The sequence below is a fragment of the Streptomyces sp. NPDC029159 genome, from assembly GCF_055564055.1.
On sequence record NZ_JBVHWT010000015.1, the window covers coordinates 171,609 to 197,656 of the forward strand.

23 protein-coding genes, 1 pseudogene and 1 CRISPR repeat array are annotated in these 26,048 nt (G+C 67.7%); of the genes and pseudogenes, 5 read left to right on the plus strand and 19 right to left on the minus strand.

Annotation, left to right across the window (positions count from 1 at the left end; all coding sequences use genetic code 11):
• Window positions 1-26: 26 nt before the first annotated feature.
• The 6 genes from ACZ4U4_RS25780 to ACZ4U4_RS25805 form a co-directional block, all read right to left on the minus strand.
• A complete protein-coding gene (locus ACZ4U4_RS25780; protein WP_467878705.1) occupies window positions 27-1,280 on the minus strand; it encodes an ABC transporter permease in 1,254 nt (417 codons plus the stop codon).
• Entirely contained in the window at window positions 1,277-1,987 is a 711-nt protein-coding gene (locus tag ACZ4U4_RS25785) for an ABC transporter ATP-binding protein (RefSeq protein WP_467878708.1), read from the minus strand. The genes ACZ4U4_RS25780 and ACZ4U4_RS25785 overlap by 4 nt, the downstream gene beginning before the upstream one ends.
• The gene (locus tag ACZ4U4_RS25790) at window positions 1,984-3,282 is read right to left on the minus strand and encodes a peptidoglycan-binding protein (RefSeq protein WP_467878711.1); all 1,299 of its coding nucleotides are present in this window, start codon (window positions 3,280-3,282) and stop codon (window positions 1,984-1,986) included. Before ACZ4U4_RS25790 ends, ACZ4U4_RS25785 begins: the two co-directional genes overlap by 4 nt.
• A complete protein-coding gene (locus ACZ4U4_RS25795; RefSeq protein ID WP_467878714.1) occupies window positions 3,263-3,727 on the minus strand; it encodes a hypothetical protein in 465 nt (154 codons plus the stop codon). Before ACZ4U4_RS25795 ends, ACZ4U4_RS25790 begins: the two co-directional genes overlap by 20 nt.
• 62 nt (window positions 3,728-3,789) lie before the next feature.
• Window positions 3,790-4,761: a hypothetical protein gene (locus ACZ4U4_RS25800; RefSeq protein WP_467878717.1), complete on the minus strand. Its 972-nt coding sequence runs from the start codon at window positions 4,759-4,761 to the stop codon at window positions 3,790-3,792.
• 10 nt (window positions 4,762-4,771) lie between these two features.
• Window positions 4,772-5,218, minus strand: coding sequence for a hypothetical protein (locus ACZ4U4_RS25805; RefSeq protein ID WP_467878720.1), 447 nt, complete (start codon window positions 5,216-5,218; stop codon window positions 4,772-4,774).
• 2,839 nt (window positions 5,219-8,057) lie between these two features.
• On the opposite strand from ACZ4U4_RS25805, the gene ACZ4U4_RS25810 reads away from it, so the two are divergent.
• From ACZ4U4_RS25810 to ACZ4U4_RS25820, 3 genes and pseudogenes are all read left to right on the plus strand, one after another.
• On the plus strand, window positions 8,058-8,273 hold the full coding sequence (locus tag ACZ4U4_RS25810; RefSeq protein WP_467878723.1) for a DUF6243 family protein: 216 nt from the start codon (window positions 8,058-8,060) through the stop codon (window positions 8,271-8,273).
• A 289-nt stretch (window positions 8,274-8,562) separates the two neighbouring features.
• Window positions 8,563-9,087, plus strand: a complete 525-nt coding sequence (locus tag ACZ4U4_RS25815; RefSeq protein WP_467878725.1) for a hypothetical protein — start codon at window positions 8,563-8,565, stop codon at window positions 9,085-9,087.
• 298 nt (window positions 9,088-9,385) lie between these two features.
• A pseudogene (locus ACZ4U4_RS25820) lies at window positions 9,386-9,653 on the plus strand (PIN domain-containing protein); the annotation flags it as partial.
• 909 nt (window positions 9,654-10,562) lie between these two features.
• Here ACZ4U4_RS25820 and ACZ4U4_RS25825 read toward each other — a convergent pair.
• On the minus strand, window positions 10,563-11,114 hold the full coding sequence (locus ACZ4U4_RS25825; protein WP_467878728.1) for a GNAT family N-acetyltransferase: 552 nt from the start codon (window positions 11,112-11,114) through the stop codon (window positions 10,563-10,565).
• The gene (locus tag ACZ4U4_RS25830; RefSeq protein WP_467878730.1) at window positions 11,111-12,355 is read right to left on the minus strand and encodes an XRE family transcriptional regulator; all 1,245 of its coding nucleotides are present in this window, start codon (window positions 12,353-12,355) and stop codon (window positions 11,111-11,113) included. Before ACZ4U4_RS25830 ends, ACZ4U4_RS25825 begins: the two co-directional genes overlap by 4 nt.
• A gap of 198 nt (window positions 12,356-12,553) precedes the next feature.
• Between ACZ4U4_RS25830 and ACZ4U4_RS25835 the strand changes: the two genes are divergently transcribed.
• Window positions 12,554-12,922 carry a hypothetical protein gene (locus tag ACZ4U4_RS25835; RefSeq protein ID WP_467878733.1) on the plus strand — a complete coding sequence of 123 codons (369 nt, stop codon included), beginning with the start codon at window positions 12,554-12,556 and terminating at the stop codon, window positions 12,920-12,922.
• A 132-nt stretch (window positions 12,923-13,054) separates the two neighbouring features.
• A CRISPR array of direct repeats spans window positions 13,055-13,450; the repeat unit is 29 nt; unit sequence GGGACCATCCCCGCGCGTGCGGGGAGCAG.
• A gap of 645 nt (window positions 13,451-14,095) precedes the next feature.
• Here the strand turns inward: ACZ4U4_RS25835 and cas2e are convergent.
• From cas2e to ACZ4U4_RS25890, 11 genes are all read right to left on the minus strand, one after another.
• Window positions 14,096-14,392, minus strand: a complete 297-nt coding sequence (gene cas2e, locus ACZ4U4_RS25840) for a type I-E CRISPR-associated endoribonuclease Cas2e (RefSeq protein ID WP_467878735.1) — start codon at window positions 14,390-14,392, stop codon at window positions 14,096-14,098.
• Window positions 14,389-15,357 carry a type I-E CRISPR-associated endonuclease Cas1e gene (cas1e, locus tag ACZ4U4_RS25845; protein ID WP_467878738.1) on the minus strand — a complete coding sequence of 323 codons (969 nt, stop codon included), beginning with the start codon at window positions 15,355-15,357 and terminating at the stop codon, window positions 14,389-14,391. The genes cas2e and cas1e overlap by 4 nt, the downstream gene beginning before the upstream one ends.
• 4 nt (window positions 15,358-15,361) lie before the next feature.
• Entirely contained in the window at window positions 15,362-16,129 is a 768-nt protein-coding gene (gene cas6e / locus ACZ4U4_RS25850) for a type I-E CRISPR-associated protein Cas6/Cse3/CasE (protein WP_467878741.1), read from the minus strand.
• Window positions 16,129-16,866 carry a type I-E CRISPR-associated protein Cas5/CasD gene (gene cas5e / locus ACZ4U4_RS25855; protein WP_467878744.1) on the minus strand — a complete coding sequence of 246 codons (738 nt, stop codon included), beginning with the start codon at window positions 16,864-16,866 and terminating at the stop codon, window positions 16,129-16,131. The genes cas6e and cas5e overlap by 1 nt, the downstream gene beginning before the upstream one ends.
• Window positions 16,863-18,062, minus strand: coding sequence for a type I-E CRISPR-associated protein Cas7/Cse4/CasC (gene cas7e, locus ACZ4U4_RS25860; RefSeq protein WP_467878747.1), 1,200 nt, complete (start codon window positions 18,060-18,062; stop codon window positions 16,863-16,865). The genes cas5e and cas7e overlap by 4 nt, the downstream gene beginning before the upstream one ends.
• Window positions 18,059-18,748 carry a type I-E CRISPR-associated protein Cse2/CasB gene (casB, locus tag ACZ4U4_RS25865; protein ID WP_467878750.1) on the minus strand — a complete coding sequence of 230 codons (690 nt, stop codon included), beginning with the start codon at window positions 18,746-18,748 and terminating at the stop codon, window positions 18,059-18,061. The genes cas7e and casB overlap by 4 nt, the downstream gene beginning before the upstream one ends.
• A complete protein-coding gene (gene casA, locus ACZ4U4_RS25870) occupies window positions 18,745-20,340 on the minus strand; it encodes a type I-E CRISPR-associated protein Cse1/CasA (protein WP_467878786.1) in 1,596 nt (531 codons plus the stop codon). Before casA ends, casB begins: the two co-directional genes overlap by 4 nt.
• Window positions 20,341-20,443: 103 nt before the next feature.
• On the minus strand, window positions 20,444-20,884 hold the full coding sequence (locus tag ACZ4U4_RS25875) for a hypothetical protein (RefSeq protein WP_467878753.1): 441 nt from the start codon (window positions 20,882-20,884) through the stop codon (window positions 20,444-20,446).
• 85 nt (window positions 20,885-20,969) lie between these two features.
• Window positions 20,970-23,534 carry a CRISPR-associated helicase Cas3' gene (cas3, locus tag ACZ4U4_RS25880; RefSeq protein ID WP_467878755.1) on the minus strand — a complete coding sequence of 855 codons (2,565 nt, stop codon included), beginning with the start codon at window positions 23,532-23,534 and terminating at the stop codon, window positions 20,970-20,972.
• A gap of 925 nt (window positions 23,535-24,459) precedes the next feature.
• On the minus strand, window positions 24,460-25,110 hold the full coding sequence (locus ACZ4U4_RS25885) for a DCL family protein (protein WP_467878758.1): 651 nt from the start codon (window positions 25,108-25,110) through the stop codon (window positions 24,460-24,462).
• A 131-nt stretch (window positions 25,111-25,241) separates the two neighbouring features.
• Window positions 25,242-25,475: a hypothetical protein gene (locus ACZ4U4_RS25890; RefSeq protein WP_467878760.1), complete on the minus strand. Its 234-nt coding sequence runs from the start codon at window positions 25,473-25,475 to the stop codon at window positions 25,242-25,244.
• Between the two features lie 385 nt (window positions 25,476-25,860).
• On the opposite strand from ACZ4U4_RS25890, the gene ACZ4U4_RS25895 reads away from it, so the two are divergent.
• Window positions 25,861-26,048 (plus strand): hypothetical protein (locus tag ACZ4U4_RS25895; RefSeq protein ID WP_467878763.1); only part of this gene is annotated, 188 nt, incomplete at its 3' end.

Sequence of the window (26,048 nt, forward strand, 5' to 3'; positions counted from 1 at the left end):
TCCGAACGGCAATCGGGGGCGGAGGATCAGCGGCGGAGGGCCTCGGCCGGGGGAATGCGGGCAGCGCGGTAGGCCGGGTAGAGGCCGGCGATCAGTCCGGCGGCCAACCCCAGGGCCGGTGCGGCGACGACCGCGAGAGGATTGATGACCGGTGTCCATTCGCGCACGGCACAGACCACGGTGACGGTGACCGTGCCCAGAGACGTACCGACCAGCCCGCCGATAAGTCCAAGGGCTGCGGATTCGGAGAGGAATTGTGTGGTGATGTCGATTCCCTGGGCCCCCAGGGAACGGCGCAGGCCGATCTCCGCAGTGCGTTCCATCACGGCGACCAGGGTCGTGTTGGCAATCCCTACTGCACCGATGACCAGACAGACCGTGGCCAGCAGGAGAAACAGCTGGTTCAGATCGCCGGTGACCACCGAACGCAGGGCTCGCGGGTCGGGAGGTGGGATGGCCTTGAAGTAATCCGGGTGTTCTGGGAGGAGGGCGGTGGGAGATTCGACGGCGACCTGAGCGGCGGCGCCGAGAGCGGTGGAAATGAGCATCGTGGCGCGTTCGTCGCTCGGCGGTCCCCAGACCTCCTCAGCGGTTTTTCGGGGGACGAGAACGGACATCAGCAGGTCGGGTTTGCGGTCGACCTCACCGAGGATGCCGATCACGGTGAAGGCGGTGTCGCCGATGAACACGGCGGGCTGGGTGCGCAGGGTCGTGATGCCGAGGCGGGCAGCGACGGTGGAACTGATCACGGCGACCCTTTGCCGACCGGTGTCGTGGTAGGCGTCGAAGACGCGGCCTTGAACGAGCCTGGGCCCGGCCGCGCGGACGGCACCGGGGGAGGCAGCCACCACGCTCGTGCGCCGGTCCGCACCGTTGGTTCCAGCCGTCGGCGACGAACGGACAGTCTGTTCGGAGCTGAGGCGGACCTTCCAGAGCACTCCCGCTGCCGTCACTCCGTTGAGCTGTTCGATGCGCCGGTCGGCGTCGGGAGGAAAAGCGAGGGGCAACATCTCGGCATCGCGTCCTCCGGTGTCCTCCACGGACACCTCAGTGGCAGTCAGCTCGTTGAAGCGTGCGTCGATCTGAGAAGCCGCCGTACCCGTCAGCCCCAGAACTGCGATAAATGTCCCCACGCCGAGTACGGTGCCCAGCGCGGTCAGAGCGGAGCGGGCCGGCCTTTGCAGCACACCGGCGAGTGCTTCGGCAAGCAGGTCGCGCAGCGTCGGCCTGGAGCGGCGGGCGACAGCGGCTCGGCGGCGGTGATGGGAGTGGTGACTCATGTCCGCACCACGGTCTGTCCCGCGGTCAGGAGCCCGTCCTGCAGGGCGAGGGTGCGCTCGCCCCGGGCAGCAACGCAGGCGTCGTGTGTGATCACCACAAGCGTCAGACCGGACCTGTGCAGTTCATCCAGGAGATCGAGGATGGCGGCTGCGGTAGCGGAGTCGAGGTTCCCCGTGGGCTCGTCGCACAGAAGCAGGGAGGGACGGGTCACCAGGGCTCTGGCGATGGCGACGCGCTGGCGCTCGCCTCCCGACAGGCGGGTGGGGAGCGCGTCCATGCGGTGGCCGAGACCGACTTGGCGGAGGGCTTCGCGGGCCCGTTCCCGCCGGTCGCGGCGCGGAGTGCGCTGGTAGAGCATGGCCAGTTCCACGTTTTCTGCGGCGGTGCGGTGATCCAGCAGGTGGAATGACTGGAAGACGAAACCGATGCGGCTGCCCCGGAGCGCGGTGCGCTGCCGGTCGGTGATCGCGCCGGTGTCGATGCCGTCGAGGCGGTAGGTGCCGCTGGTGGGGACGTCGAGGAGGCCGGCGATGTTGAGGAACGTCGATTTGCCTGACCCCGAGGGGCCGACCACAGTGACGTATTCGCCCGCCTCCAGGCGTACGTCACAGGGCCGCAGAGCCTCCACGTGCGGTGGGCCGAGATATTTCAGGCCCACGGAACGGAACTCGATGACGGGTTGCGCGCACGAAGACGAGGGGCTCATTCCCTCGACCCGTTCGTCGTTACGGCGCCATCTGTCCCCACCACAACCCGGTCCCCGGCCACCAGGTTCGCGGATGCCTGCGGAATGACCTGCACCAAGCCATCACCGGACATGCCCGTACGCACCTCCACCCGGTGCTGCTCCCCGCCTCGTTCCTGCACGGATACGGAGGTACGTCCGTCCGTCCCGGCCGAGAGCGCGGCGGACGGCACCGCCAGAACTCTGCCCTTGGACGTTGCAGCCTCGATGGTCAGTCGTACGTCCTGCCCGGCGAATTCCTCTGGTAGTGCGTGGTCGGGTTCGATGACGACGGCGTAACCCTCGTTCTCCTGGGTGCCGCTTTCCTTGGACTCCGAAGGGGCATCGGCAACCGATAAGACCGATCCGGTGGCCTTCCTGCCGGAGAACTCCGAGAAAATATCCACCTTCTGCCCCTCGTGGACGAGTCCCTTCTCGTATGCGGCGAGCAGGCCGCGCACTCTCAATCGCCCAGCCGACAAGGTCAGCAGCTCTTCTTCAGCGCCTTTTCCGACCTCGGCCTTGACCACATCGGTGCGTACCGGCCCCGAGTTCACAAAGACCACCTCCGCCGCCGGCACCACCGGTCCCGGCGTTGAAGGGGCTGCGTGCACGGTGTCTGAAGGCTCTGCGCCCTGCCCGGACGGGGACGACTGGCCCTCCATGGATGCGGTGAGCGGAGCGTAGTCCCGGGCCCGATAGAGGGCGGTCACTGCACGTTCCGTTCCCGGCCCGAACAAGCCCTGACGATCTCCCCCGGTTCGATAACCCAACGTGCCGAGGGCCGCTTGGAGTTGACTGACATCTTTTCCTTCGGAACCCCGCTGGAGGTCTCGGTAGGAGGGCAGAGCACCAGGAAGAGCGATCAGTGGTCGCCCCGAGATCTCCAGCAAGACCTGCCCATAGGACACCGGCGCCCCCTTTTTCGTCTGTACCTTGGTCACGATCGGGCGGGCGACGCTCTTGTCCGGTGGGCCACCGGGGGACACCTCAATCGTTTGAGCAGCCCTCACCGACCCACGGGTGACCACTGTGTCGGACAGAACTCGGTACTCGACGGGCGCAGTGAGCACATCCGGCAGCGGAGCCGCCGTCTCGGCCGCCACCTGGGCCGGCGACTTGATGAACACCGTGGCCCCCACGCCCCCCGCGGCCAGACCGACCGTAGTGACGAGGACATACCTCAGCGCACGGCGACGCCGGACCATTCCGCTTCGTCCGTCCGCCGCGCGACGACGCCCGAAGCGCTGCGCCCGTTCACTGTCCTGCGAGGCCAAGCTTCACTCCATCACGGAAATCCGGAATTGCCTGGGCGATCACGGCACCCTGCCGTCGGCACATCTCTTGGTCGTCGGTGTGTTCGGGGTGCCGCGCACAGCCCAGTTCGGCGTACCGGACTGCGGCGTCATGTGCTGCCGTCGCCACCCTGCGCAGCGTCCCGAACCCACGCTTCCCCTTGATTTCGCGCAGTGCCTTCCCCGCAAGAGCCGATACATCCTTCGACATCGCTGCGCACGAGGATGTGAAGAGTTCCGTCTTTGCGGAACTGCACCGTGACTTACTGCCTTCCCCGTGGGTGGCGGCAAGCTCGTCGAGGTCGGGCGTGAGTGTCCGTTGAACACGTTCCGCCTCGATCTGCGCGGACCCGATCGTTGGCACGGAGGAGCCTGTCGAGAGGTCCGAGGATGGGGACGCGGCGGTCGTCTTTTCCTGAGAAGGCATTGACGAGCTGTCACAGGCCACAAGAGAGACCGCCAGAGCTACCAGGGGCCATGCGTGACGATTCAACGGGATTTCTCCAAGATCTTGACCGCAGTCTCCAGGGAGGCGGCCAGGTGATTCTTCTCTGCGGCAAGCGCCTCTTCGCGTCGGGAAATCATCTTTTCCTGAATGACGGTTTCCGTGTCATGCCAGGAATTCAAGAAGTCGACGTCCTTCTTGCACTCCACATCGGCGACGGCAGTTCCGATTTCCTTCCGATCGGCCTTCTCACCCGACATGGAATCCGAGGCTTCGGTGGGCGATGCGTACCTGTAGCCCTTCTTCCGCATGCACGAAGCCCACGATCCCATCAGGCGCTTGACCCTGGGGTCCGCGAGGGACTTGGCATAGCTCTCGGCATTGATCTGATTGGCCAGCGCATGCTCGGTGTCGGTTCCCAGCTTTCGCCTGGCCTCACCCGAGCAGCCGCCATCGGGAATCTGCTTCCCATTGAATCGGTCGCCTTTCCGTACTCCGCTACGCGGGTCGGAATCCCCGATGAAAACACGTGTCTCCGCGTCGCTCGGCTCCTTCTCCGGAGGGGAGGGGGCTGCTTGCTGGCGCGCTGAATTCGGCAAGTGGTAGCCGTAGTCCTTTGCAGTCCTCAGGTCAGCCACCCCATAGCGGCGCTCCCTGTTGGCTGCGTTTCCCCGGTCTTCCAAGGAGTCGAAGTCAGGGCCGATGTAGCGGAATCCGTACCGTGCCATGCATTGCGTGATCAACTCCTTGGATGCCTGCAGCAGATGCTTCTCCTGAGAGGCATCCGGCAGATACTTCTCGATCGGCAACGGCCGTACGAGAAGTGCTGCACCCCCTTCATCTGAGCGGTGGGCTGAAGAAGCGCCGTCGTCGGCGTTTCCCGGTGCGCTGCAGCCGGTGGCTACGGCCAGCAGAACCGTGGCGGCCGGCACGATACTCGCTGGTCGACGAGTTGCGCGGCGCCCACCGACCGTCGAATCCGTCGCACGGCGGCGCGGAACCGGCGTCAAACTCATGGGGGGATCCTCAAACCATCTGCTGGGAAGCATTGTTGTTATAGGCGTAGTTCAAGTTCCCAAACCACAGCTTGGAGCCGCTGTATCCATATGGCGGATACAGGTCACGTATTCCTGAGTAGCCGCTGTTGAAGTACACCTGATACCCGTACAGCGTGTGGTAGTTGTAAACGGAGGCGGCATTATTCTTGATGTTCCGGCCGCCGCCGTTGCCATTCATGGGAAATTTAAGATTGGGGTCCGCATACGGCGTCATGGCCGTTGCGTAGTTGTAGATGTCTCCCTTGACACCCAGATGTGCACCCTTGTTGTTGGAGTTGTAGTAGGTGCACAGGGCTTGTGATCCCTTTGCGCAGTTGCGGATATCGGCAAGAGCCTGGGCCGGACCGCCAGTGGCGATGACTGTGGCAAAAGCAGCGAAAGTAGTGGCTGCTGCGATGGGCGTCTTGAGGTGCATGCGCCCTCCTAGAAATTCAAAACACGGCGAGACGGCGCTTTCAATGGACATTTCAAACCCGCACATCACGTTATGCGACATGACCCCCACAGGAAATACCCTAAATCACCTAAAACGGACGCCATCTGATGTAACTCCGTGTTGACTGGATCACGGTTGTGCCGTTGTGAGACATAAAGTGATCACATCAGGCCAAGAGATGGAGGAGATGGCCTTATCAGCTAGATCATCCTGGTCCGTCTCAGGTGAGTGCGAGGGCGGGAGGTGTGGCTCGGCCTGGCACTTGTGAGCCAGTGCCGAACCGCCTGTGAGCGGTGGGTCGCTGGTCCGCGGTCAGGTGGGCCTCGTGGCCGAAGTGCCCTGTGAGCCGGGCGAGGAGACGGCGTATGACCTTCGCGTCGAACGACTTGGCGAAGGCGATGAAGCGTTGAGACCCGAGCCCCGCTCGGGTGGATATCGCCGAGCGGGACGCACCCCGCCTCATCCCCATGTGGGACACCTGCCTGCGCGCCGACGGCAAAGACCGGCCATGGACCGCCACCGAGGACAACGACCCGCTCTCCCACCGGATGCTGCGCATCCTGCTGGCCCGCCGAGCAACGCAAAGCCCTCCACCAGAGCGAAGAGATCCCCGCGCCGCGCGCCGCACAAAGGCACATCGCCCGCGGCGGCGAACCCACCCGCACCGTGCGGTACATGACCGTGCGCCAAACCCTGCGCCGCACCGACGACAGCGGCGGCGACCGGGACCACGCCGCACGGAACTACCACCACCGCTGGTTCGTCCGCCCGCACCGCGTCAATCAGTGCTACCCCAGCACAGACACCCACGACCGCATATGGCGAGGCCCCCACCTCGTCACCCCCCCCGCGGCTGCGAGAACGCCCCGATCCTCGCCGGCGACCTCGTCAACGTCCTCCGCCGCTGACCACTACGCTCATGCGGCGGTCGAAGAGGGCGAAGCGCATCTTGCGGTGGCCGTAACCAGGTGGGCAGTCGGTTCGCCGACCGAGCCCGCGAGGCCGCCGTCCAGGCCCGCTCCCACGGCCCGGGTCAGCCAGACTTCTTCCGCATCTGCCCCCCCCCGGGCGTGACGGCGAGATGCCGCCCGGGCACCAGGCGGCGCGAACGGTACGGGCGGCGGGGCGCATCGCCCGGGTGTGCGCGGCCGGTCGCCCAGGCGTGCCCGGCGGGGCGCTGGCGAAGGACACGGTGGGATACGTGACCCTGGCGCTGCGGGCCGACCCGGACCTGCCCGCCGACCGGGGAGGCTGGCACCCGACGGTCACCGCCGTCGCCCGCACCCTGGACCGGCTGCGAGCGGACTGGCTCTCGGGCCGCTGGCGGCCGACCGAAGCGGACCGGACCGCGATCCGTATCACGGGCCTGCTCGACGCCGAGGTACACGACTATCCGCAGGATCCGCCCCCGGAGGCCCCGGGAGCACCGAGCTGGCTGCAGCAAGCGTGGCGCCTGGCCATGCTGGCCGACCCCCTCCGCGCCGCTGCCGACCTGACAGCAACTCCGCTCGCTCTCGTTCTGCAGGCGTACGCGCAGGTGTGCGCCGCCCGCCCTGGCAGCGCCGGCCGCGGAGATCGAGGCGTTGTGGGCGGCGGCAAGGGCACCCACGACGTGGGTGGAGTGGGAAGCCGAGCACGTACCGGACATGCTGGTGCAGCAGACCGTGACGACGGTGACCGCCGTACGCACCTGTGCCGCAGGTCTGGGCGCGGTCGCGACGGGTCCGGCGGACTGACGTCGAGATCCGTCCGCGAACCGCGCCGGTGTGTCAGATGCTGAGGTTCGCGTGGGGGCTGAGGGCGTACTTCAGTCCGTCGATGACGGCGGGGCCGCAGCGGCACAGCGAGTCCTCGTCGGGACCATCCCCGCAGGTGCGGGGAGCAGGAATGGGAGCGCTGGCTGAAGGACGCGGCCGAGGGGTCATCCCCGCGGGTGCGGGGAGCAGGTGCGCGATGTTGTTCCCGCCCTGTTGCTGTTGGGACCATCCTCGCGGGCCGGGGAGCAGACCAACACCCTCCGGCGCTTTCCCCGCCAGAAGGGACCATCCCCGCGGACGCGGGGAGCAGAACCTGTTCGTGATCCCCTTCGCGCTCGACCTGGGACCATCCCTGCGGGCACGGAGAGCAGCAGATCATGACGCCGAGCTACGCAGCCCAGTCGGGGCCATCCCCGCGCGTGCGGGGAGCAGAGCAGCCGGACGTACCGGGAGCGGAAGTTGTTGGGGCCATCCCCGCGGGCGCGGGGAGCAGGAGCAGAGGACATCTGGCAGGGCGCCCCGACGGCCTGAGCCCTCAGTTTGGGAATCACCCGGCGCCCAGGTATCTGTATAGCTGTTGGCCTGCGGAAATGCGCGATCACGACGCCTTCGTGGGTACCCTGCCTGGCCTCTGGTTGACCGTTGTTTACCGATACACTGGCACGTGATGGCACGCGCCGGTGTAGCGGTCGGGCCCTGGGCGGCATTGCCAGGATCAGCAACCGATGCAGATAGCCAGCCTGGTGGCCTGGTGTCCGACGGGTGACCATCCAGGCCGGCTCGCCGTCGTCGCCGGCTGTCAGGGCACCCCTCCCGTGTCGGCCCCAAACCCGCCCCCCCACTTTCCGCAGCTCTACATCGTGCTGTGGTCCGACAGCCGAGGGCGACGAAAGCCTGGTGCGCGGGGCCGGCAGAACCGGGTAACGTCTTTGTCATGTTCTTCCAGACGTCGATTTACGAGTGAGAGCGTGACGGGCCCCAGCTGACGTCCTTCGGCGTCGCCGCGCCCGTCCCCCACCGATGAATCCGTAGACCACTTCACATCGTTACCGGGAGAACCTGTGACCGACAGCAAGAACATCAACAACCCAGTGGGCCAGGGCGGCGGCCAGCGCAAGAAGCTGTCCCGCGCCGAAAGGCAGAACAACGGTCCGCACCGCAACCTCGACCGCCAGGGTGCCGCCGACCGGAAGGCGGAGCTAGTGCGCAAGATGCGCGAGAAGACGGGCGCAACCGAGGGCTCTGGGCAGACGAATGACGCCGCCGCACAGAGCTGACACACCGCCGCCCCCGCGCCGCCGCCTCGACCGCCCGAGGTGCGTGCTTGGCAGAAGAAGCAGCGCGAGCACCTCGCCGCACACCCCGAGCTGATCCGATATCGGGAGCGAGAGCGGCTCGGCGCGGGCAACCTTCCGCCGAGCCCCCGCACCGCCAGCCGCCCTGACGCCCCGGATGGACCGGGTTCGGATGCGTTCGAGGTCGCGTGTGTCCGCTCCGGTGACGCGCGCACTCTGCCTGAGATGAGCGACGAGCAGCTCGGTGCGGCGGTCCGTCCGAGCGTCCTCGATGAGCGGAACCGAGGCCGGATCGCCGCCGAGGCTGACCGACGCGACGAGCAGACGCTGCTCGACCGCGTCCGCCCACGCGGCCAACTCGTCGTACCTGACTCCGTTCAGCGACGACGAGCTCACCCACGCGTCTGCGTACCTGGGCGACGACGACATGCTGTGCGTCATGGTCGAGATGGACCGGCGTGACATCGACGCCGCGCTGCCCGGCATCCGCCGGGACCTGGTCGGCATGTCCGAGCGTGACCTCGCCAACCGCGCCCGGCACGTCGAGGGAGACCGCGAGGCCATCGGCGCTGAAGTCCACCGTCGCCGGCTGCTGGCCGAGCTGTTCCCGGTGGGCGTTTGGTCGCAGACCTCTCCCAACAGGGCGACGAGTTGCTGTGCGAGGCATGCGCTACGCCGCGCCCGAGGATGCCGCCCGGATCGCCGCCGAGATCGACCGTCGATACCCAGCGCCAGCTCCTCCCGCCGCGGCGGGGGCGAAGGTGGCCGACACCGTCGCCAACCGGACCGCCCTTGATGAAGCCATGGGCCGGTACGCCTGGACGATCCGCCGCCGGCGGGCCCCGAGGAGTGGGGCGCATGGGGCCGAGACATCGCCAAGGGCCCGGACGGGACCGAGGGCATGTCGGCCGCCGAACGCTGGGCGTACGAGCGGGAGCTCGCCGACCGCCTCGCGCAGACCGCGTACACCTGTCAGGAGATACGCGAGATGTACGAGGAACACATCTACCTGCAATGGCTGGCCGCCGAGGACGCCACCCGCGGCCATCCGCTCAGCCACAAGGCCGAGGCCGAGGCCGACAGCGTCGACCAACCTCTATGCCCCTGCTTGCGCCTTAATCGAAGCAGACCGCACCCGGCCGGGAACTGCCGAGCATCTGGCGGCGTTGCCGGGCATCACGGCCCTCGAGCTGGACTTCCCCGCCGCGTTGGCCGTGGCTCGCGAGGAGACGCGGGCGCCCGCGCAAAGCCGACATGCGGGCGCAGCCCACTCTCGAGCGGCTTCAGGGAGCCATCGTCGCCACCGCTACCCCCAAGCGCTGGGAGGGCGAGCCCGTCGGAGTCCTGAGCCTTGCCCCTTAATTCCACTGACGCCGCCAGCCCGCCACGCTCATGTGGGGACCACCGCAAGTAACCCCAGGGGCCATCCCCGCGGGGGCGGGGAGCAGGCTTCCGAGTTCGTCCGGGTCATCCCGCCGGAGGGACCATCCCCGCAGGCGCGGGGAGCAGAAGGTTTGCGGTCTTCAGCGAGGCCGGCCCCAGGACGCCGCAGGTGCGGGGAGCAGGGCACCCCGGCGCCGTAGCAATGTCACGTGACGGGGCCATCCCCGCGTGCGCGGAGAGCAGTCAACTACCTTGCAGGTATGGGTAGTTAAACGGGGGTCATCCCCGCGCGTGCGGGGAGCAGCTGCGCCGGGGCGGGCGGCACCCTGCCCCGGCGGGACCATCCCCGCGCGTGCGGGGAACAGAAGGAGCCGTCCTCCGCCGTGATGTTCCGGTTGGGACCATCCCTGCGCGTGCGGGGAGCAGACAGGGCCGCCTGAATTCGGGGCTCGGGACCGTCCCCACGCGTGCGGGGAGCAGGACTCCACCTGCCCCTGCCTCAGCAGACTCTCGGGACCATCCCCGCGCGCGCGGGGAGCAGCGGACCGCGTTGTGCATCAGGGTGGCGGAGCGGGGACCCCCCGCGGGCGAGGGGACCAGCCGGTGAGCAGTGCGGCGAACATGTCGGGGAGGGGACCAACCCTGCATGCGCAGGGAGCAGCACGACAACGCCTCGAAGCCGCCGTCACGGGCGGGACCAACCCTGCGTGCGTAGGGAGCAGTACCAAGCTGACGCCCTGGAATTCCGGACTATCCCTGCAGGCCGGGGCAGGTCCTCGTCCTCATGCGCTGCGCCAGGATCTGGGGCTATCCCGCGCGTGCGCGGAGCAGACCGGCTCCCTCGTCAAGGCTTCGCCTCATTATCGGGTCGTGTCATGTGTCTTGCCTTTATGAAGGGCCAGCGGCGTGCCTCCCCATGCAGGTCAGATGTGGTGCGTCCGGTGACAGCGACTGCTGCTTTCCGATGACGAGGTAACCCCATCTTGCGTATAGCGCTTGGACCTTTCCGTCTCCGGCCTTGCTGTTGACGAACAGGGTGGCGTAGCGCTCGGGGCGGGCTTCCAGCAGGTGATCGTGCATCCGCTGGGCGATGCCCCAGCCGCGCCACGGCTTCACGATGCCGATTTCCTTGACGGCGACGCTCGGCCCGCTGGTGTACTCCTCCGGCGCGGGGGATTCCAGCCGTGCCCACCATCGGTTCCCGGGTTCGACTGTGTTGGCGTAGGCGTAGCCGACGGGTTCGTCGTCTGCGTAGGCGATGACAGCTTCCCAGCCCGGTTCTTCCCCGTGGCGGTCAAGGCGTTCGGTGAACGTGCTGACCTTGTAGTTCGGCAGGTGCAGTAGCTCCGCCCTGACGTTCGCGTACAGGTCGGCAAGGGTCTGCCGGGCGGCAGCGTCCAGTTCGGTGAAGCGGCGCAGGGTGATCGTGTCGGCGTTCATGTCAGGGCCTCTCGCTGGTATTGCGTCCAGGTGTGGAGGTGGGGGCTGCGGGGCGCGGTCTTGCGGAGATCGGCGCTGAAGCTGTTGAGCATCCCGGCGACGCGGGGGTGTTGGGCGGTATCGCGCGGGATGCGCATCGCCGTACTCACCGCCGGTTCGACGTCGCCCTGACCGAGCTGGGCGCGCGCGAGCCGTGCCGTGGTGATGGCGAGTGAGCGGTGCATGTGCGGACGGAGCGCGCCCATGCTGCGGTGCGCGCGGGCTTCGGCCTCCTCCCAGTTGCCGAGCGCGAGATACGCGGCGAGACCAAGACTGTCCAGCTCCGAAGGGCCGTAGAACGCCTTCAGCCAGACCGGCCGGGGCATGTCGTCACGGGTTCGGCTCAGCGCCTCCTCGGCGTGCCCGAGGGATCGCCCCACGCCTGCACGGTCTTCGGCCGCGCCCTGGAGCGCTGCGTGCCGGGCGTGGCCGAGTGAGGCGTACAGCGGGTCGCGGCGGGTGAGGGGCAAGTTGCGGGCGACGTCGTTCGCCGCGAGCCCTTCGGAGGGGCGCCCCATGTGCCGGTAGAGAGTGCCGGCGTGCGACCAGATACGGAATTGGATTGTCTGGTCTCCCGACAGCGTGCCGAGACTGGAAGCCCGGTCGAGATGCCGCTGTGCTTCGGTGAAGCGGCGCCCGTCGATGGCCGCCCACATCGCCGACGACGCGAATGCGGCGGCAGATGCGTAGGCGTAGCTGCGAACCCGTTGGCTGGCGACTCCTGATTGCTGGAGGGCCAGCGCCTCATCTGAGAGGGCTGCAGCCTGCCGCTCGACGGCGAGTTGGCCGCCGTGCCGGTGATCGCTGGCGATGATGTCCGCGAACCGGCGGTTGAGGCGTTCCACATCGGATGTGCCGATGCGGCGGACCGGCGCGGTCGATGCAGCGACCGCCACGGCGAGGAAGTTGCGACGTTTCACGGGGTCCTCCGGTGGCGCTGGAGCAGACGACTGCCAGTCTCGCGGTACGAACCCTAGGGCCGTCGTCGGCAGTCCGGTGACGTGCTCCAGCGCGGCGCGGGTGAGCGACTTCGGCCACCTGACACGGCCTGCTTTCCAGCTCCGCACCGACGAGCCGTCGAATCCACCCAGGCGCCCGGTGAGTTCGCCGATGGCCTGATTGACGGCTTCCGCAAGGGAGTTGGCGCTGTGCTTGTGTTCGGCCATCCAGTCCGCCAGCGCCTGGTTGCGCGTCGCTGCCATGGCCTCACAGTAGGACGACCTTCCCTGCCCGCCTGGTAAGCGGAAGGTCAAATTGCCCTAGGTGCGACGACATGAAGCCCAGCTCATCGCCCTAATCACCGGCCCCTGAAAGCCGTTTGAGTAGGGGACCCGGCTCCGCCCCTCTTCCCCGTGGGGGATGGCGCCGCTACCCCGGCTCCTCGCTTCCAGGAGGTACCCATGACAACCACGGGCGGCATGGACGCGGTGCTCTACGTCTGCGCGACCCGGAGCGGACAGCTTCGCGGAGTCGCCGAGGAGCGGGCGGTGGCAGAGGGCCGGCGCTTCGCAGAGAAGCATGACTTTCGCATCACGGCGCAGATTTCCGATCCCTACGGCGAACCGAAACCGTGCGGGCGCCGCGGGTGGCTGCGGGTGGGGGAGATGACTGAGCGCGGTGAGGTCAGTGTGGTGCTGACGCGGTGGCCGAACGCCATCTCCCCGACGCCGGAGTTGCGGTACCCAGAGCTGGATCACCTCGCGAGCCTCGACGCGCAGCTGTTCTTCACCTGGGCACCGTTGAGCGCGATGGCCGACGGTTCGCGATGAGCGGGCGCACGCTCGGGAGGAGCCGTCCCGCCCTGGACGCGCGGATGCCGTTGGGGCTGCTCGGACTGAAACAGCCCGCTCTGGTGCCGGGCGGGCCCTCAGGGAGCAGCTGATCGGCACCGAGGGCACGATGGGACCATCCCCGCGGGCGCGGGGAGCAGTGGTCGACATCGATACCGGCAGGGTGGTCGCCGGGACCATCCCCGCGCGTGCGGGGAGCAGTCGACTACCCCAACTCGTGGGCCCCGTACCTGGGGACCATCCCCGCGCGTGCGGGGAGCAGAGGCCCGCCACCGAGCAGCAGCTGCGAGAAGCGGGACCATCCCCGCGCGTGCGGGGAGCAGGATCCACGATGCGGCCGGCGAGGTCTACGGAGGGGACCATCCCCGCGCGTGCGGGGAGCAGTGGCGGACCGGACGCCGACAGCCGGCATCGCCGGGACCATCCCCGCGCGTGTGGGGAGCAGATGGTCTGGTCGGTGGTCCACTGTGTGAGCCGGGGACCATCCCCGCGCGTGCGGGGAGCAGACTGCTTGACCTGCAGCTTTACAGCGGGAGTGTGCGGTTCTCGAGCACTTTCACCGAAACGGACATATCTGTCATTGTGTTGTTTCTAGTTGTTTCCGAGGTTGAGGCAGTGCAGGGCCTTGCGCATCCTACGGCCGACTCCCGGCGGGTGTGCTGCGGCCAGCCGAAAGCGCCAGAGGTCCTGGCGGCCAGGGGCCATCCCCGCGGGCGCGAGGAGCGGGCGGCCAGCACGGTGCCGGACAGGAGACGGTCGGAACCATCCCCGCGGGCGTGGGGAGCAGGCCGTCCGAACGCGTGGATCGGGGCGCAGGGTGGGTCCACCCCCGCGTGTGAGGGGGCGGGCGAAAGCCGGGACCACCCCTGCGGGTGCGGGAAGCAGTCTTCTTCGAATCCGCCCGGGATCATCTGCGGGATGGGCCGTCCCCGCGGGCCCGGGGAGCGGAGCTCGCGGTCAAGGGCCTTCCCCTCCGTCAGGGGGCCACCTCGCGGGCGGGGGAGCGAGGTGAGCAGTATCGGTGGCCTTCTGGTGGGTTTCGTGGACAGTGTTTCTTCGAGTGCTTTCACTAATTCCGGCGAAGCGGAGTTTTCCTTGTTACCTCTTTCCGAAGCGGCGGCGCTTAGCTGCCGTGCTCCACCCTGGCTTCGCCTAGGTGTTCGTTGCGCTCGGGCTGCTACTCGGGCGCCGAATCAGGGTGAGGCCTTCGTGGTCGGTGGGGTGCCAGTCGTGGTCGTGGGTACGGAAACTGAAACCTTGCTCATTGTTAGTGGTATAGGAGAGTAGCGCTCGGCCTTGGGAGGCGTACTGCTTTACCTCTTCCCATAGAACGTCTCGGATGCGGGCTGAGGGGTTACCGATGAACACGCCAGCGGAGATTTCCAGGAGCCACCGGGTGAGGAAGCCTCGGAGACCAGGAGGGCAGTTGGTCAGGACGATTACGGTCACCAGAATGCTGCCTCTTGCTCGTCCGTTCCGTAGTTCACCCCGGACGCGACGTTCAGGCCTTTGTCGCTCTGGAGTGTGACGCGGTCGATGTCCCCGGCCGCTTCGCCTTCGCATTCCGGGCTGTCGGGTAGGAGTAGCCCTTTGATGTCCTTGACACAGCTTTCGAGGAGTCTGGTTTCGTTGATCCGATCCCGGAGGGCGCGCCGTGTGCGTGTTCCGATGTCTTCTTCGGCTTCTGCTGCTACGTCGAAGGCCAGTGGGATGCCGATGTTGGTTTTGTAGAGGTCGGCGATGTCCAGGACGAAGGAGAGTTCGTGGCCTGAGTGGACGAAGCCGAGGCCGGGGCTGCAGCCGAGTGAGACCACGACGGCGTGTGCGACGCCGTACATGCATTGTGCGGCTGCGGTGATGGCCTGGTTGACGGGGTCCCCGCTGGTGAAGTCGCCCGGAGTGTATTTGCGCCCGTTCCACGGGACACCAGTGCGCGCGGCTTGTGCACGGTAGCAATCCCTGACTCGGGTGCCTTCTTTGCCAAGGAGTTCGTGGCGGGTGAGGCGGGCTGGGTCTTCGTTGGGAAACCGCAGCCGGTACATGGCGCGTGCGACGGCGATGCGGCTGCGGGCGTTGGCCCATCGGGCGGCCTGTGCTTCGACGAGGGCCGCGGAGCGGCTGAGGGCGCGGCCGCTGGCGTAGTAGCGGACGCCCTGTTCACCGACCCAGGCGACGCATGCTCCGGTTTCGCCGAGGACGCTCATTGCCTGGTGGGTGATGCGGGTGCCGGGACCGAGAAGGAGGGTGCCGATGGTGGCGGAGGGGATGTGGGTGGTTCCATCGGCGTCTTCGGCGGTGATGGCGTTGGCGTCTCGGTGGACGATGCACCGTTCGAGGTAGATGAAGGAGAGGCGTTCGGCGGTGCGGGTGAGGTGACGGGGTGTGAGTGCGGGGCGTTTGCCTACGGTGCTCATGGCTTCAATCGGTGGGGATGGGCGCGAGGGTCATGAGTCCGCAGCCGTAGGCCTTGGCGCGGCCGATGCCTTCGGTGAGGGTGCGGCGCAGTGCCTGGGGGTCGGTGACGGTGAGGTGGCCGTCGAAGGTGACGGTGACGACCTTGACGTTGTGGCGGGGGGAGCAGGTCTCGCGGCTTTTTGCGAAGGAGAGGGTGCGTTCGTCGCGGACAGTGAGGGTGTAGCGGTCGCCGTGGTGGGGGTGCTGACGGTGAGTTGTGCCCGCTGGCAGGAGTCGCTGGTTGTGGGGCTTTTCGTTGATGCGGAATCCGGCGCGTTCTTGGCGTTCGGGTTTCAGGAGCCAGCCCATCTGGTGGGTGGGGGTGATGTGGGCGGTGGCCTTGGTGGGTTCGCTGCCTTTGCGGCGAATGTGGTGGACGGGGTTGGCGGTGAGGCGGAAGGCGAAGGTGTCGCCTTGGGCGAGACGGTTGAGGAAGGGCGTGTAGGGGTGTGTCTCCCAGCCGGGGGCTTCGGTGTTGAGGGCGGCGGGCCAGCCGGCCTGCTCCACAAGGTGGGTGAGGTCGGGGCGATCGGGGCTGACGATGTAGAGGAGTACCTCGGCGCGGGCGTTGTGGTCGAGGCGCCACAGCACACGGGGGCCTGTGGTGGCCTCGGCGGTGGGCAGAAGTTGGGGGAAGGAGGCCATGACCGCTGCGTGCAGGGACTGGGGGGAGGCCAGAAGGCGGCGGGCGCCTGTGCGTGCGGTATTCAGCCGGAATCGGGTCAAGTGCATCAGAGGGTGTCCTTCAGCAGGCCGACCGGGTCATGGTGCGGTACGGCCTGGCGTCGGGCTGGCTGGTGGGCGGTGGCGCGCGGGTTGGGGACGTTGACGGTTTCACTGACGACGGTGCGCAAGGCATGGCGGCGGTGTTCTGCGGCGTAGCTGAGAGGGTGGTCGCGCAGGGTGTCGCCGTCGGGGTCGTTGGTGAGGGCATCGCGGAGTATTACCAGGGGAACGGTGGCGCTGGCGCGGTGGAGATTTTGGTACCAGCGGGCGGCGTGCCAGGGTTCGTCGCTCAGGGCCTGGGTGAAGGTGGTGTCGTGGACGGCGAGTTCGACGGGTTGGGCGGGTGGGCAGGAGCGGCGGCCCAGGTAGGTGGGGTAGACGGGGGTGCGCAGGGCGCTGTGGAGGGTGGTGAGAAGGGTGTGGTCGCCTTCGAGGGCGGCGGTGAAGACAGCGTCTGCGAGGTAGAACCGTTCGGAGAGCGGCATCGGTTTTTCGGTGATGCGGTGGTGGGCGGTTTGGAAGTCGCGGACGCGGGTGCCGGGCTGGTCGATGCGGACGCCGAAGCGTAGGGCGGCCAGTTCGGCGAGGCGGTCGTTGTCGCTGCGTTGGATGCCCTGGGCTGCGGCGAGGATGCCGAGGACGCCGCTCTTGGTGGGTGCTGCTTCGGTGGTGCGGCGGGTGAAGCGGGCGGAGGCCCCCCAGGACTGCAGGGGGCCGGCCAGCAGCAGGGTGAGGACGCTCATGCGGGCTTGTCCAGGTGTTCGGCGACGGCCTGGCCGACGAGGGAGACGAGGGAGGTCAGGTTGGTGGCCTCCTCACCGATTCCGGAGAGTTTTTCGGTGTTGGGGCCGACGCGCAGGACCCAGGTGAGGGTGGATTCTTCGTCTCCGTAGGCGCGTTCGATGTCAGGGATGTACTCGGCCAGGCGGGCGGATGCCTCCTTGAGGTGGCCGCTGCGATGGTTGGCCTGTACGGGCTCCTCGAAGGCGCCGACGAAGCTGACGGGGCGGGTGGTGCGGAGCTTGACGATGACGGCATCGGGGAGGGTGTGGTTCCCGAACGTGTTGATCTTGCCGGTGGGCAGGGAAGCGACAAACCCGTGGACGAATGCTTCCACGGCCCGGCGCACCGGAGTGGTGACCGGCTCGTCCTCACGCAGTCCCTGCCCGAGGTTGTCGGCGAGCTGATGGACACCGAGTGCTGCGTAGCGGTAGAGGGTGGCGGAGTTGAAGTCGACCGTTCCGATCATTCCGGCGCCGGGTTCCGCGTCGGTGTTGCGGTCGTCGACAGCGGTGTAGTAATCGGATTCGTTCTCGACGCGGTGGACGCTGATGGCGTGGGCGACCTGGACAGACGCGTCGACGTTGATGTCGGCGGAGTCGGCGACCATCCGTCCGAACAGGGCGATATCGACGGAGTGCCGGATATCGGCGATTTCCTTCGCCCGTGCCTTGGCCCCCTTGTTCTTGAAGTAGCCCTTGATGTCCTCTGCGCCCTCGACGGCGATTGCGGCCAGGCTGTCGAGCTGGCGGGCGCTGAGGAACATGAGGTACTTCGACTGCGGGGGAGATTGCTCGTCGCTGACCTTGGCAGCGTCCGTGTTCCGCTTGGGTACCTCGATCTTCGAGCCGGTGGCGTTCTCGATCACGACGGCCGCGGTGTGCAGGGCGTCGGCTCGGGTGATCGCAGGCTCCAGAGCGGTGATGCGGTCGGCGAGGACCTCGGCGACCTTCTTCGTCCGCACGCCGAGCTCCCCTGGCTCCAGCAAGCGCTCGCTGCTGAAGTAGGTGCGCGTGGCCCGCTTCCACGCCTGGCTGGACACCCGGGCGCGGGGCACTCCGCCGTAGATGGCGGACTTCGGTGCGCCGGTGTCGTCCCGGTTCAGGTTGCTGGGCGGCACGGTCTGCAGGGCGTGCACGTCGATGAAGATGCGGGTCACGAGGCGTCCTTGTCAGCGGTGTGGTTGTGGTCCGGGGCAGCGGCGGGCGCAGCGTCGTCCTTGGTGGTTTTCTGTGAGCCGCGGTGGGAGTGGAAGGAGCGGCCCCAGGCGCGGCGGACCATGTCCCGGCCGCCGGCGGCCTGCCACTGGTAGAGCTGTTCTGCGAGGAGTCCGTAGTCGAGCGGGATGCCCTGCTGGCGTAGCAGCAGCACGATCTCGCGCAGGCGCTGCGCCAGTTGAGGCAGATCGGGTGCCGTGCCGGCCCGAACGAGGCGTTTGCGGATGGGTTCGGCGATCTCACCGGGCGGCATCAGCTGGCGGACTGCTGCTCCGAGTCCGTGGTGGGTTCGGTGGCGGCTGCTCTGGTGCATGCCGTCGCCGCGGGACTGCTGGTGCAGGGCCCACAGGGTCATGGCGGTGTGCACAGCGTCCTCGGCCTGGGTGAGTTCGCCTTCTGTAAGAGGCCGGCCGCCGTCCTGCGGCCGGCCGTGGAGGGGGCCAATGTCGATCAGTCCCCACAGGTCGGGAACGCTGGAGGTGTCCTTGCCTGCAGCGCGGCGCAGCCGGGCCAGGGCGGCGACGGCGTGCGGCTGGTCTCTGAGCAGGTCGCGCTGCAGCGGGCAGATGAGGGCATCAGTGGTTTCCCGCACACGTTGCCGGGCGGTCAGTGGAATGGCGGTGGTCATGCGGAGACCTTTGAGGTGGGGTCGGCGGAGGCAGACGCGGCGTTCCCGGAGACCGGAGTACCGGCCTGGGATGTGCCGAGAGCCTTGCCGAGGCGGGTACGGAACCAGGTTTCGGCGAGGCCGGAGTTGAGCCACTGGGCGCCCTGTTTCCCGGGCACGGTCCGTCCGGCCCACGAGGCCTCCCCTGCCATGGCAAGGAGCTGACGGCTCAGTTGCCCGATGACGCGGTGGACGTCGCGCTGCCACGCCTCCCGCGCCAGGTAGGGGTCTGGGGCGTCGGCGAGACCTGCGAGCCACACACGGTAGAGACCGTCCAGGGCTCCGAACCCCAGATCACGGGCCGTGCCACGAGGACCGTCAGGTTCAGCGCCCGCGGCACGAGCCAGATCAGCGGCCAGGTCGCCGAGGGCGGTGACGGCACCTTCCGCGTCGGCAACAGCGTCGATGGCCTGCGTCCCGTACGCGCGATCCCGTTTGTGAAGCAGCACCACCCCCATGGAGATCCGGTCGTCGACAATCTCGTCGATCACGGACTGCTGAGTCCCGTATGCCGCGCCGACGATTCGGGTCTTGATGAGGAACTGGCGCTCCAGCACCCTGTCGGTGACCAGACGGGACACCCACTCCAGAATTCTGGGCCGCAGGTACGGTGCGGCATTCGCGCCCTGCGAGGCTTCGGTGTGTCCGGCGATGAGTGAGGCGAGTCCTTGCCAGGCAGAACGCGCCGGATCATGCTCACGGGGCAGGTACACCACCTCTTCGCCGCGCTTCTTCTCCTGTGCCGCACTCCGGCGCCAGCCCGTCATAGGCTCGCGGGTGTGCATGTTGTGGGCGCCCAGCGGGTCTCCATAGCCGAGGACGACGCCATGCACGCCGTTTTCGTCGAAGTGCAGTCGCAGCCGCCGTGTCTGCCAGGTGTACAGGTCGCACACCCCACTGGGCTTACGGCCGGCCAGGACACCAGGGCCGTCGGGGTCTCGCCGCCAGGCCGGGCGGTCACCGGGGTCGAAGCGGAGCCCGCTCATGTCCGCGGCCACCAAGTTCAGCAGCAGCGTTTCGCGCAGTGTGGCGCCCTCAACGAACACACCGCCCAGAGACCCGGTCCAGCCCACCCCCAGCGGGTAGACCTTCCCGCCCTTGACACGAGCGTCGCCCTCAGCGCCGCTCTTGATGCCGGAGGTGTCGAAGGCGTGGGCGTGCACGACCCACCGCGCCGCTTCGGCAAACGGGAGACGCTCCACCCCAGGCATCCGTGAGGTGAAGAACGGTTCCCCGTTGGGAACGTCCGCAACGATCCGATTGAGGGAAGCCACCTCGCCCTTGCCCGTGCGCAGGTCTGGGACCTGAAAGAAGGGAGCCTGGGCGTCCAGCAGGTCCAGCCGCTCCCGGTGCGTGAGCAGGTAGGCATCGACAGGGGCGAAACAGTCCTCATCAGCCCACAAGTCTGCCCAGTCATCAATATCCTGCGGGCCGTCCAACGCATCGTGGGCGATGGCGAGAAGCAACCGCAGCAAAGCGAACTCCTGCGTGGGCAGCTCGCCCACCAGTCGCCGCACTTGCCCAGCCTGGGCGAACACGGCGCGCAGCGACATCTCCTCCTGCACACCGTCGCAGCGCAGGACCCCGATCCATGGGCGGCAGGTCAGATCGAACGATAAGGGGCCGTTGCGGCCAACTGACTGCCCTGGCGCTGTTTCAGGCACGGGTCACCTCAAGTCCATCGCTTTCGCTGTAGTGGAGGGCGAAGCCTGCCAGTTGGGTCTGACAATCGGCGTCGAGCACGAGGATCAGCTGTCCTTCCAGCCAGTGACTTTCCTCTGACTGCCACACCGGAACGTAGAACTTCTCGAGCTCGCCAATCGCCCGGTCCATCACCTCGGCGGCGGAGAACTGCACCGGGAGCCGAAGACCGCTGCTCGCCGCAGCTCGAGCTGCCGCAGGAGAAGGGCACCGGTCCACGGGCAGGTCCAGTCCGGCACGTACCCGCCCGCGGCCGTCGTCCGCCAGCCACGGCAAAGTAACGAACCGCCCATCCTCCAGCCTCTGCACGATGAGGACTTCCAGCGTCTCCTTGCTGTCGCGGACCTGAGCCCGACCAGCCCGCGTATCGTCCGCATCCCCCGCACCGCCCGACACCCAGCCGATCAGAGGCCGCCCCGCCCGCCCCGCCGCATCGAGCCGGAACCTCCCGGCCCGCTCCGTCTGATCCGCTCGGCGCCTTTCAAACTGGGCCCGGGCCTGCTCCCACTCTTCTTCCCACCCGTCGGGCACCTGCGCCGACGGCCCATATGCCGCCTGCACCAGCACACTGATGTCCTTCGGCAGACACACCCCGCCCGCCCTTCCTCAGGTGTGGGCCCAGCACGGCGAGCGACCGAAGCAGGCTGTACCGCCCGTAGACCGCTTCCGATCCACGCACAGGAGCAGGCACTGCCCCGGACCAGTCCACCCCCGTCACCAAACACCGTGCCTCCCGCATCCCCGTTGGCCGATCCGCCTGGTCCACGCCACGCTGGTGGCGGTGCAGGCGGCCCATGCGCTGCAGCAGCAGGTCGACAGGGCACAGGTCGCTGACCAGGAGATCGAAGTCGACATCCAAGGATTGCTCGGCGACCTGACTGGCCACCACGATGTGTGGACCGGACGGCCGTGAGACAGCCGACTTCTCCGGCGGCCCGAACCGTGCCAGCAGCCCGGCGTCCTTCATCGCACGGTCCACGTCGACAAACCGGGAATGTGCGACCGTCACACACTCCTCGCCGAAGCGCTCACGAAGTACTTTCGCAGTGTCCAGGACCCGCTGAACCGTGTTCCGCACAACCAGTACACAACCACCGTCAGCAAGTTCCGCACCGAGCCGGTTCACCAGACTGTCCAGCCCGTCGTCGCAAGGCTCCAGGAGCACCTGGCCGCCCCGCCCCGACACCGCCGGACACTCGACAACCGGCACCTGGCCAGGCGCCGCACACGTCACCAGCGGGTAGCCCGCTGCCTCCTCCACCTCACTGAAGTTCTCAGCCCCCGGGCCGCCACCTGCATAAGCCGTCACCAGTTCGCGGCGTCGTCGTGCCGGCAAGGTCGCCGACAACACCACCACCGGGACGCCGTAGGCACCCAGCCACTCCAGCACCCGGTCCAGATAGATACTCATGTACGTGTCGTAGGCGTGAGCCTCATCGATCACGACGACCTTGCCCGCCATCGCCAGATGACGTAATGCCAGATGGCGGCTTTTCAACCCGGCAAATAGCAGCTGGTCCACCGTGCCTGCGACGAACGATGACAGCATTGCCTTCTTCCGCCCCCGCAACCACGCATGTGCCACCAGCACAGCCGGAGCCACTCGCTCTGGATCCGCAGGGCGCCACTGCGGCACATCCTCGTCGACATCCACTGCCACGATCGGCTGCCGACTGTCCCGCACCAGCTCGGCGAAGTCATCGTTCAGCGCAGCCTTCGAGTGCGCTAGCAGTACCGACAGGCAGCCGCCACCCTCAGCCGGCAGCCGCTCCAGCCAGTCCAGTAACCGCGGGAACATGGCGTTCCCCGTCGCCATCGTCGGCAACGCGAAGAACACCCCGCCCGCCCCCGTACGCGCAGCGAAGATTTCCGCCACTGCCAATGCGGCCTCAGTCTTGCCTTCCCCCATCGGCGCCTCGATCACCATCAGCCCCGGCGCCAGCATGGCGTGTGCCATCCTCACCGCAGACTCCTGCACCGGCCGCACCACCGCCTCGGCAGGAAGATCGAACCGACTGGTGAACAATTCCTCCGCGTCCGCCGCTGGCAGCCGAGGCTCCCAACGCGGCGGCAGATTCAGACCACGCCAGGCGGCCGCTACCCGCTCCTCACCGGAACGCGGCATCTCCTGCGGAAAGTACGGAAATAGATCCGGGTTACTTGCGATCCAGTCAGCGACGATCACGACCGCGCTCAGCAGAACCTGCACCGGCTGCGGCAACCGTACCGACCGCCACTCGCCCAGCCGCTCCCGGACACCGAACACCCGGGCACAGCCGTCCAGGAGCTCGTCCTGGACCCGTCGCCACACTGCCTGGCTGGGCCCCGGAGTACGCAACAGATGCGGCCGGTCATACAGCGCCTTAACCTGCCCGTGCTCCGGCGGCACACCATGATGGCCACCCACAACGACCGCGAACTGGCCTGACTGCCTCCCGGCCCAGCCGTGCCGCTCCTCCAGCCACTCCTCCAACAGCAACTGCCCGGCGAGTCCATGGGGCGCAAGTTTCCGGTCCGGACCGAACTGCTTCTGCGTACGCATCTCCAGACCCGCGTCCCGCATTCGGCCAGCCAGCTGATCAACCTGACACGCGAACGCCGGCGTCGCCTTACCGATGTCATGCACACCGGCCAGCCACACCACCAGCCGCCGCCCGTCCTCCCGCCCGCCAGGCAATGGACCCGCGATCACATTCTGAACCTGCGCCGGCAGCCACTCGTCCCACAACAGCCCCGCCACAGCGGCACTGTCCTCCATGTGCCGCCACAACGGCAGCCACCCGTCGCCACCCCGGTCATGCTTCGCCCACACCCGCCGAACAGGACCCTCGAGCCACCCCCCGAGACCCGCTCCGCCCCCACCCTCATCAGCCATGCCAGATAGATACAGGCAATCAATCGACCAACCTATCCTTTTCAGCCGACTACACCGCGCCAGCCGAATCCCTCGTAAAGTGCGCCCCCCCATCACCACGACGCCGCGAAAGCCCAGAAAAGGCACAATAATTGAAATGCCGGATTCAGTGAAAGTGCTTGAGGCTCGCATACTCTCGCTGTAAAGCTGCAGGTCAGGAAGTCTGCTCCCCGTACCCACGGGGCTGGTCCCTCCACATGCTGCGCAGGGAGGCCACCGGCGAGCTGCTCCTGTGTGTCATTCAGGCTGGCGCCGGCAATGGTCAGGGTGGCGTCCGCTCTGCTGGGGCCAAGGTCGCAATGATGGGCGGCCAGCTGACCCCCAAGCTCTACACCGACCGCGTCTGCCACCCCCGGAGACCTGTACGTCGCCGAGTTCTTACCGCCGCACAGGGGCGACGCCAGACTCCGGCTCGCCGGGCTCCAGCCGTTCGGCTCGCTCGCTGGCCGTCGCCTTGCTGTGTTGTGCGTGGCGCGGTCTCGCGCGTTCAGGAAGGAGGCGACGCAGCCGCCCAGGCGGCTGGCGCCCCGGCCGAGGAGTTGGCAAGGCGTAGAGCGCGCTCGTCGGCGGGCAGCCGCGGGGTAGCAGCTGCACCTGGAGGTGGCCGCATCAGGGTGGCCGCGGGGCCCGCTCGGGTGCCGGGCCAGTGCTGAGGTCGCGGACGCCAGCCTGGGGACGGGGTCCCGGTCGCGGCGGTCGTCTCGGTCGTGCTGTTCCTTCCGTCGCTCACCGTGCCTGATCTGGCAGAGAGCCCTCCATGTCGGACGTGAAGAAGTACCGAAACCCGGGGCGGTCGAGCAGAGGCGGGGGTTCAGCGACCATGCAGCCGTGCCGCATGGCAGCCACCATGAGTTCTGCGGCCGCATGCCACTGGTCGTTACCGCAGAACGGAACCTGGGAGGCAGCAGCCAGGGCACGGGCGGCCTCCCGTGCGGCAACTGCCGTCGGCGCTGTAGGGCAGGCATTAGCATCGACGAGGTGTCCGGCATCGACCTGGTCCGGGTCGCACTGCGGGCCGCGATGGAGGCGCCCGGATTACCTGCGGCAGCGGAGCTAGTCACCTGCGTGGGCGGCGCAGGTTCTCCTGTGAGGACAACAGCCCGAGCACCGCGTGCTCCTGGTGGTACTTGCGCCACCGCTCAGCGAGCGAGCGGTCGGTGAACCGCCCCCGACCTGGGTCGCTTGACGTGGTCAGCTCGATCGCGTCCCATCCGCCGGCGTCCTCAGTGAATGCCGCTGCGAGTTCCGCGAACGACGGGCCTTGGAAATAGCTGACGTGGGTGTCGGTGATGTCCAGCTCCCTCCCGGATTCGTCAGACACCAGAGTGTTCGCCGCCACCCGGGAAGTGAAGTAGGCGCTCACGTCGTCCTTGACTTCAACGCGCATAGCCGCACAGACCTGCTGGCGATAGCTCCGCGGCTTCAGGCAGGCCAGGTAGGAGAAGTCGATCCGGGTGCCGTCGGTGCGGATCACTTCGAATCCCGGGTACGGCCCTTGCAGCGGTGGCGCGATTACGAAGGCTTCCACGCCCACACCGATCTTGACGTCAGCCTCTGCGTGCAGGTCGAGCAGGTCCAGCAGGAGCCGGTGATCCGCCTCTTGGTCCACGATGCTGCCCACGCTGTATCCGTACAGCACGTCGCGGACGGCTTCCTGAGCGGCTTTCTTCGACGGGTACTCCCGCAGCCCGATCCAGAACTTGGGCAACGTGCCCCCTCCTCTTCCTGCGTGCGGCAGTGCTGCCCACTCGGGTTCTGGTCTATTCGGATTCTACGAGCTGTTCCGAGAGGTTATTCCGGCACTTGCATCTTGATCTGGCTGCCCCCAGCGCTCAACGGCTAGTGGAACCCGCTCCCCGAGCCGCCTAACGGTGGGCAGGCGGCCGGGTTCGTCGTCACACCGGTCCCGGAATCCGCGAACCCGCGCGTTTCGCGGAGGCCGGGTCGGAGGCGTCTGCCGGTGCGCAGATCGTGGACGAAGTCGGTGACGGCCCGGTGGAAGCGGCGGCGCTGTTCAGGAGTGAGGCGTCCGAGGTCGGCGGTGAACCGGGGCAGGACCTCATATGTGGGCATGTGAACTCCTCCGGGATACGCGAAGCCCCCGGCCGGACGGCCGGGGGCGGGTACCTGTTCGTGTTGAAGGGCGTCAGCGATGTGGTGCACTCAGCACCTGCGGGAAGTCAGGGCAGCTGAAGTGGATACGTCCGTATTTCCGCCGGATATCGGCTGCCGGTTGCCCGTGCCGCCCCGGCTTCGGCGTCCGGGGTGCCCGCTCCCGCTCGCCGATCCGGTGCGCTCCGGTCTTCGCAGCGCACGTCGTGCCCCGGCCAACCGCTGGACCGCGGTCCAGCGCCATCGCGGCCGGGTGTGTGGAAGCACTGCTGCCCCCCGCCATGCCGTCGCTGCTGCTTGTCCCGCTCGGCGCTGCTGCTCGCCCGCAGAGGCACCGCGCCGTTGTGTGTACGGCTGGCCCGTTGCTCGCGGCGGACCCGTACGCATACCGGCCTCGCGCGGTGTCGACGGCGGTGCTACCTGGCCGGCGGTCGGGTGTCTGGGCCTGGTCGCGCTGTGCGCACCCGGCCCGACGAACGGCACGGACGACCGCGAGGGCCTGCCGCCCGACTGGCACGAGGTGGTCGGCACCGC

What these genes read in the sequence shown, in the direction of transcription:
- ACZ4U4_RS25795 (WP_467878714.1), bottom strand. Translation starts at nt 3,727, where the DNA reads ATGCCTTCTCAGGAAAAGACGACCGCCGCGTCCCCATCCTCGGACCTC.
- cas5e (WP_467878744.1), bottom strand. Translation starts at nt 16,866, where the DNA reads ATGAGCGTCCTCACCCTGCTGCTGGCCGGCCCCCTGCAGTCCTGGGGG.
- casB (WP_467878750.1), bottom strand. Translation starts at nt 18,748, where the DNA reads ATGACCACCGCCATTCCACTGACCGCCCGGCAACGTGTGCGGGAAACC.
- cas3 (WP_467878755.1), bottom strand. Translation starts at nt 23,534, where the DNA reads ATGCGAGCCTCAAGCACTTTCACTGAATCCGGCATTTCAATTATTGTG.
- ACZ4U4_RS25800 (WP_467878717.1), bottom strand. Translation starts at nt 4,761, where the DNA reads ATGAGTTTGACGCCGGTTCCGCGCCGCCGTGCGACGGATTCGACGGTC.
- ACZ4U4_RS25825 (WP_467878728.1), bottom strand. Translation starts at nt 11,114, where the DNA reads ATGAACGCCGACACGATCACCCTGCGCCGCTTCACCGAACTGGACGCT.
- ACZ4U4_RS25890 (WP_467878760.1), bottom strand. Translation starts at nt 25,475, where the DNA reads ATGCCCACATATGAGGTCCTGCCCCGGTTCACCGCCGACCTCGGACGC.
- cas6e (WP_467878741.1), bottom strand. Translation starts at nt 16,129, where the DNA reads ATGCACTTGACCCGATTCCGGCTGAATACCGCACGCACAGGCGCCCGC.
- casA (WP_467878786.1), bottom strand. Translation starts at nt 20,340, where the DNA reads ATGTCGCTGCGCGCCGTGTTCGCCCAGGCTGGGCAAGTGCGGCGACTG.
- ACZ4U4_RS25835 (WP_467878733.1), top strand. Translation starts at nt 12,554, where the DNA reads ATGACAACCACGGGCGGCATGGACGCGGTGCTCTACGTCTGCGCGACC.
- ACZ4U4_RS25815 (WP_467878725.1), top strand. Translation starts at nt 8,563, where the DNA reads ATGAGCGGAACCGAGGCCGGATCGCCGCCGAGGCTGACCGACGCGACG.
- ACZ4U4_RS25805 (WP_467878720.1), bottom strand. Translation starts at nt 5,218, where the DNA reads ATGCACCTCAAGACGCCCATCGCAGCAGCCACTACTTTCGCTGCTTTT.
- cas1e (WP_467878738.1), bottom strand. Translation starts at nt 15,357, where the DNA reads ATGAGCACCGTAGGCAAACGCCCCGCACTCACACCCCGTCACCTCACC.
- ACZ4U4_RS25780 (WP_467878705.1), bottom strand. Translation starts at nt 1,280, where the DNA reads ATGAGTCACCACTCCCATCACCGCCGCCGAGCCGCTGTCGCCCGCCGC.
- ACZ4U4_RS25785 (WP_467878708.1), bottom strand. Translation starts at nt 1,987, where the DNA reads ATGAGCCCCTCGTCTTCGTGCGCGCAACCCGTCATCGAGTTCCGTTCC.
- ACZ4U4_RS25830 (WP_467878730.1), bottom strand. Translation starts at nt 12,355, where the DNA reads ATGGCAGCGACGCGCAACCAGGCGCTGGCGGACTGGATGGCCGAACAC.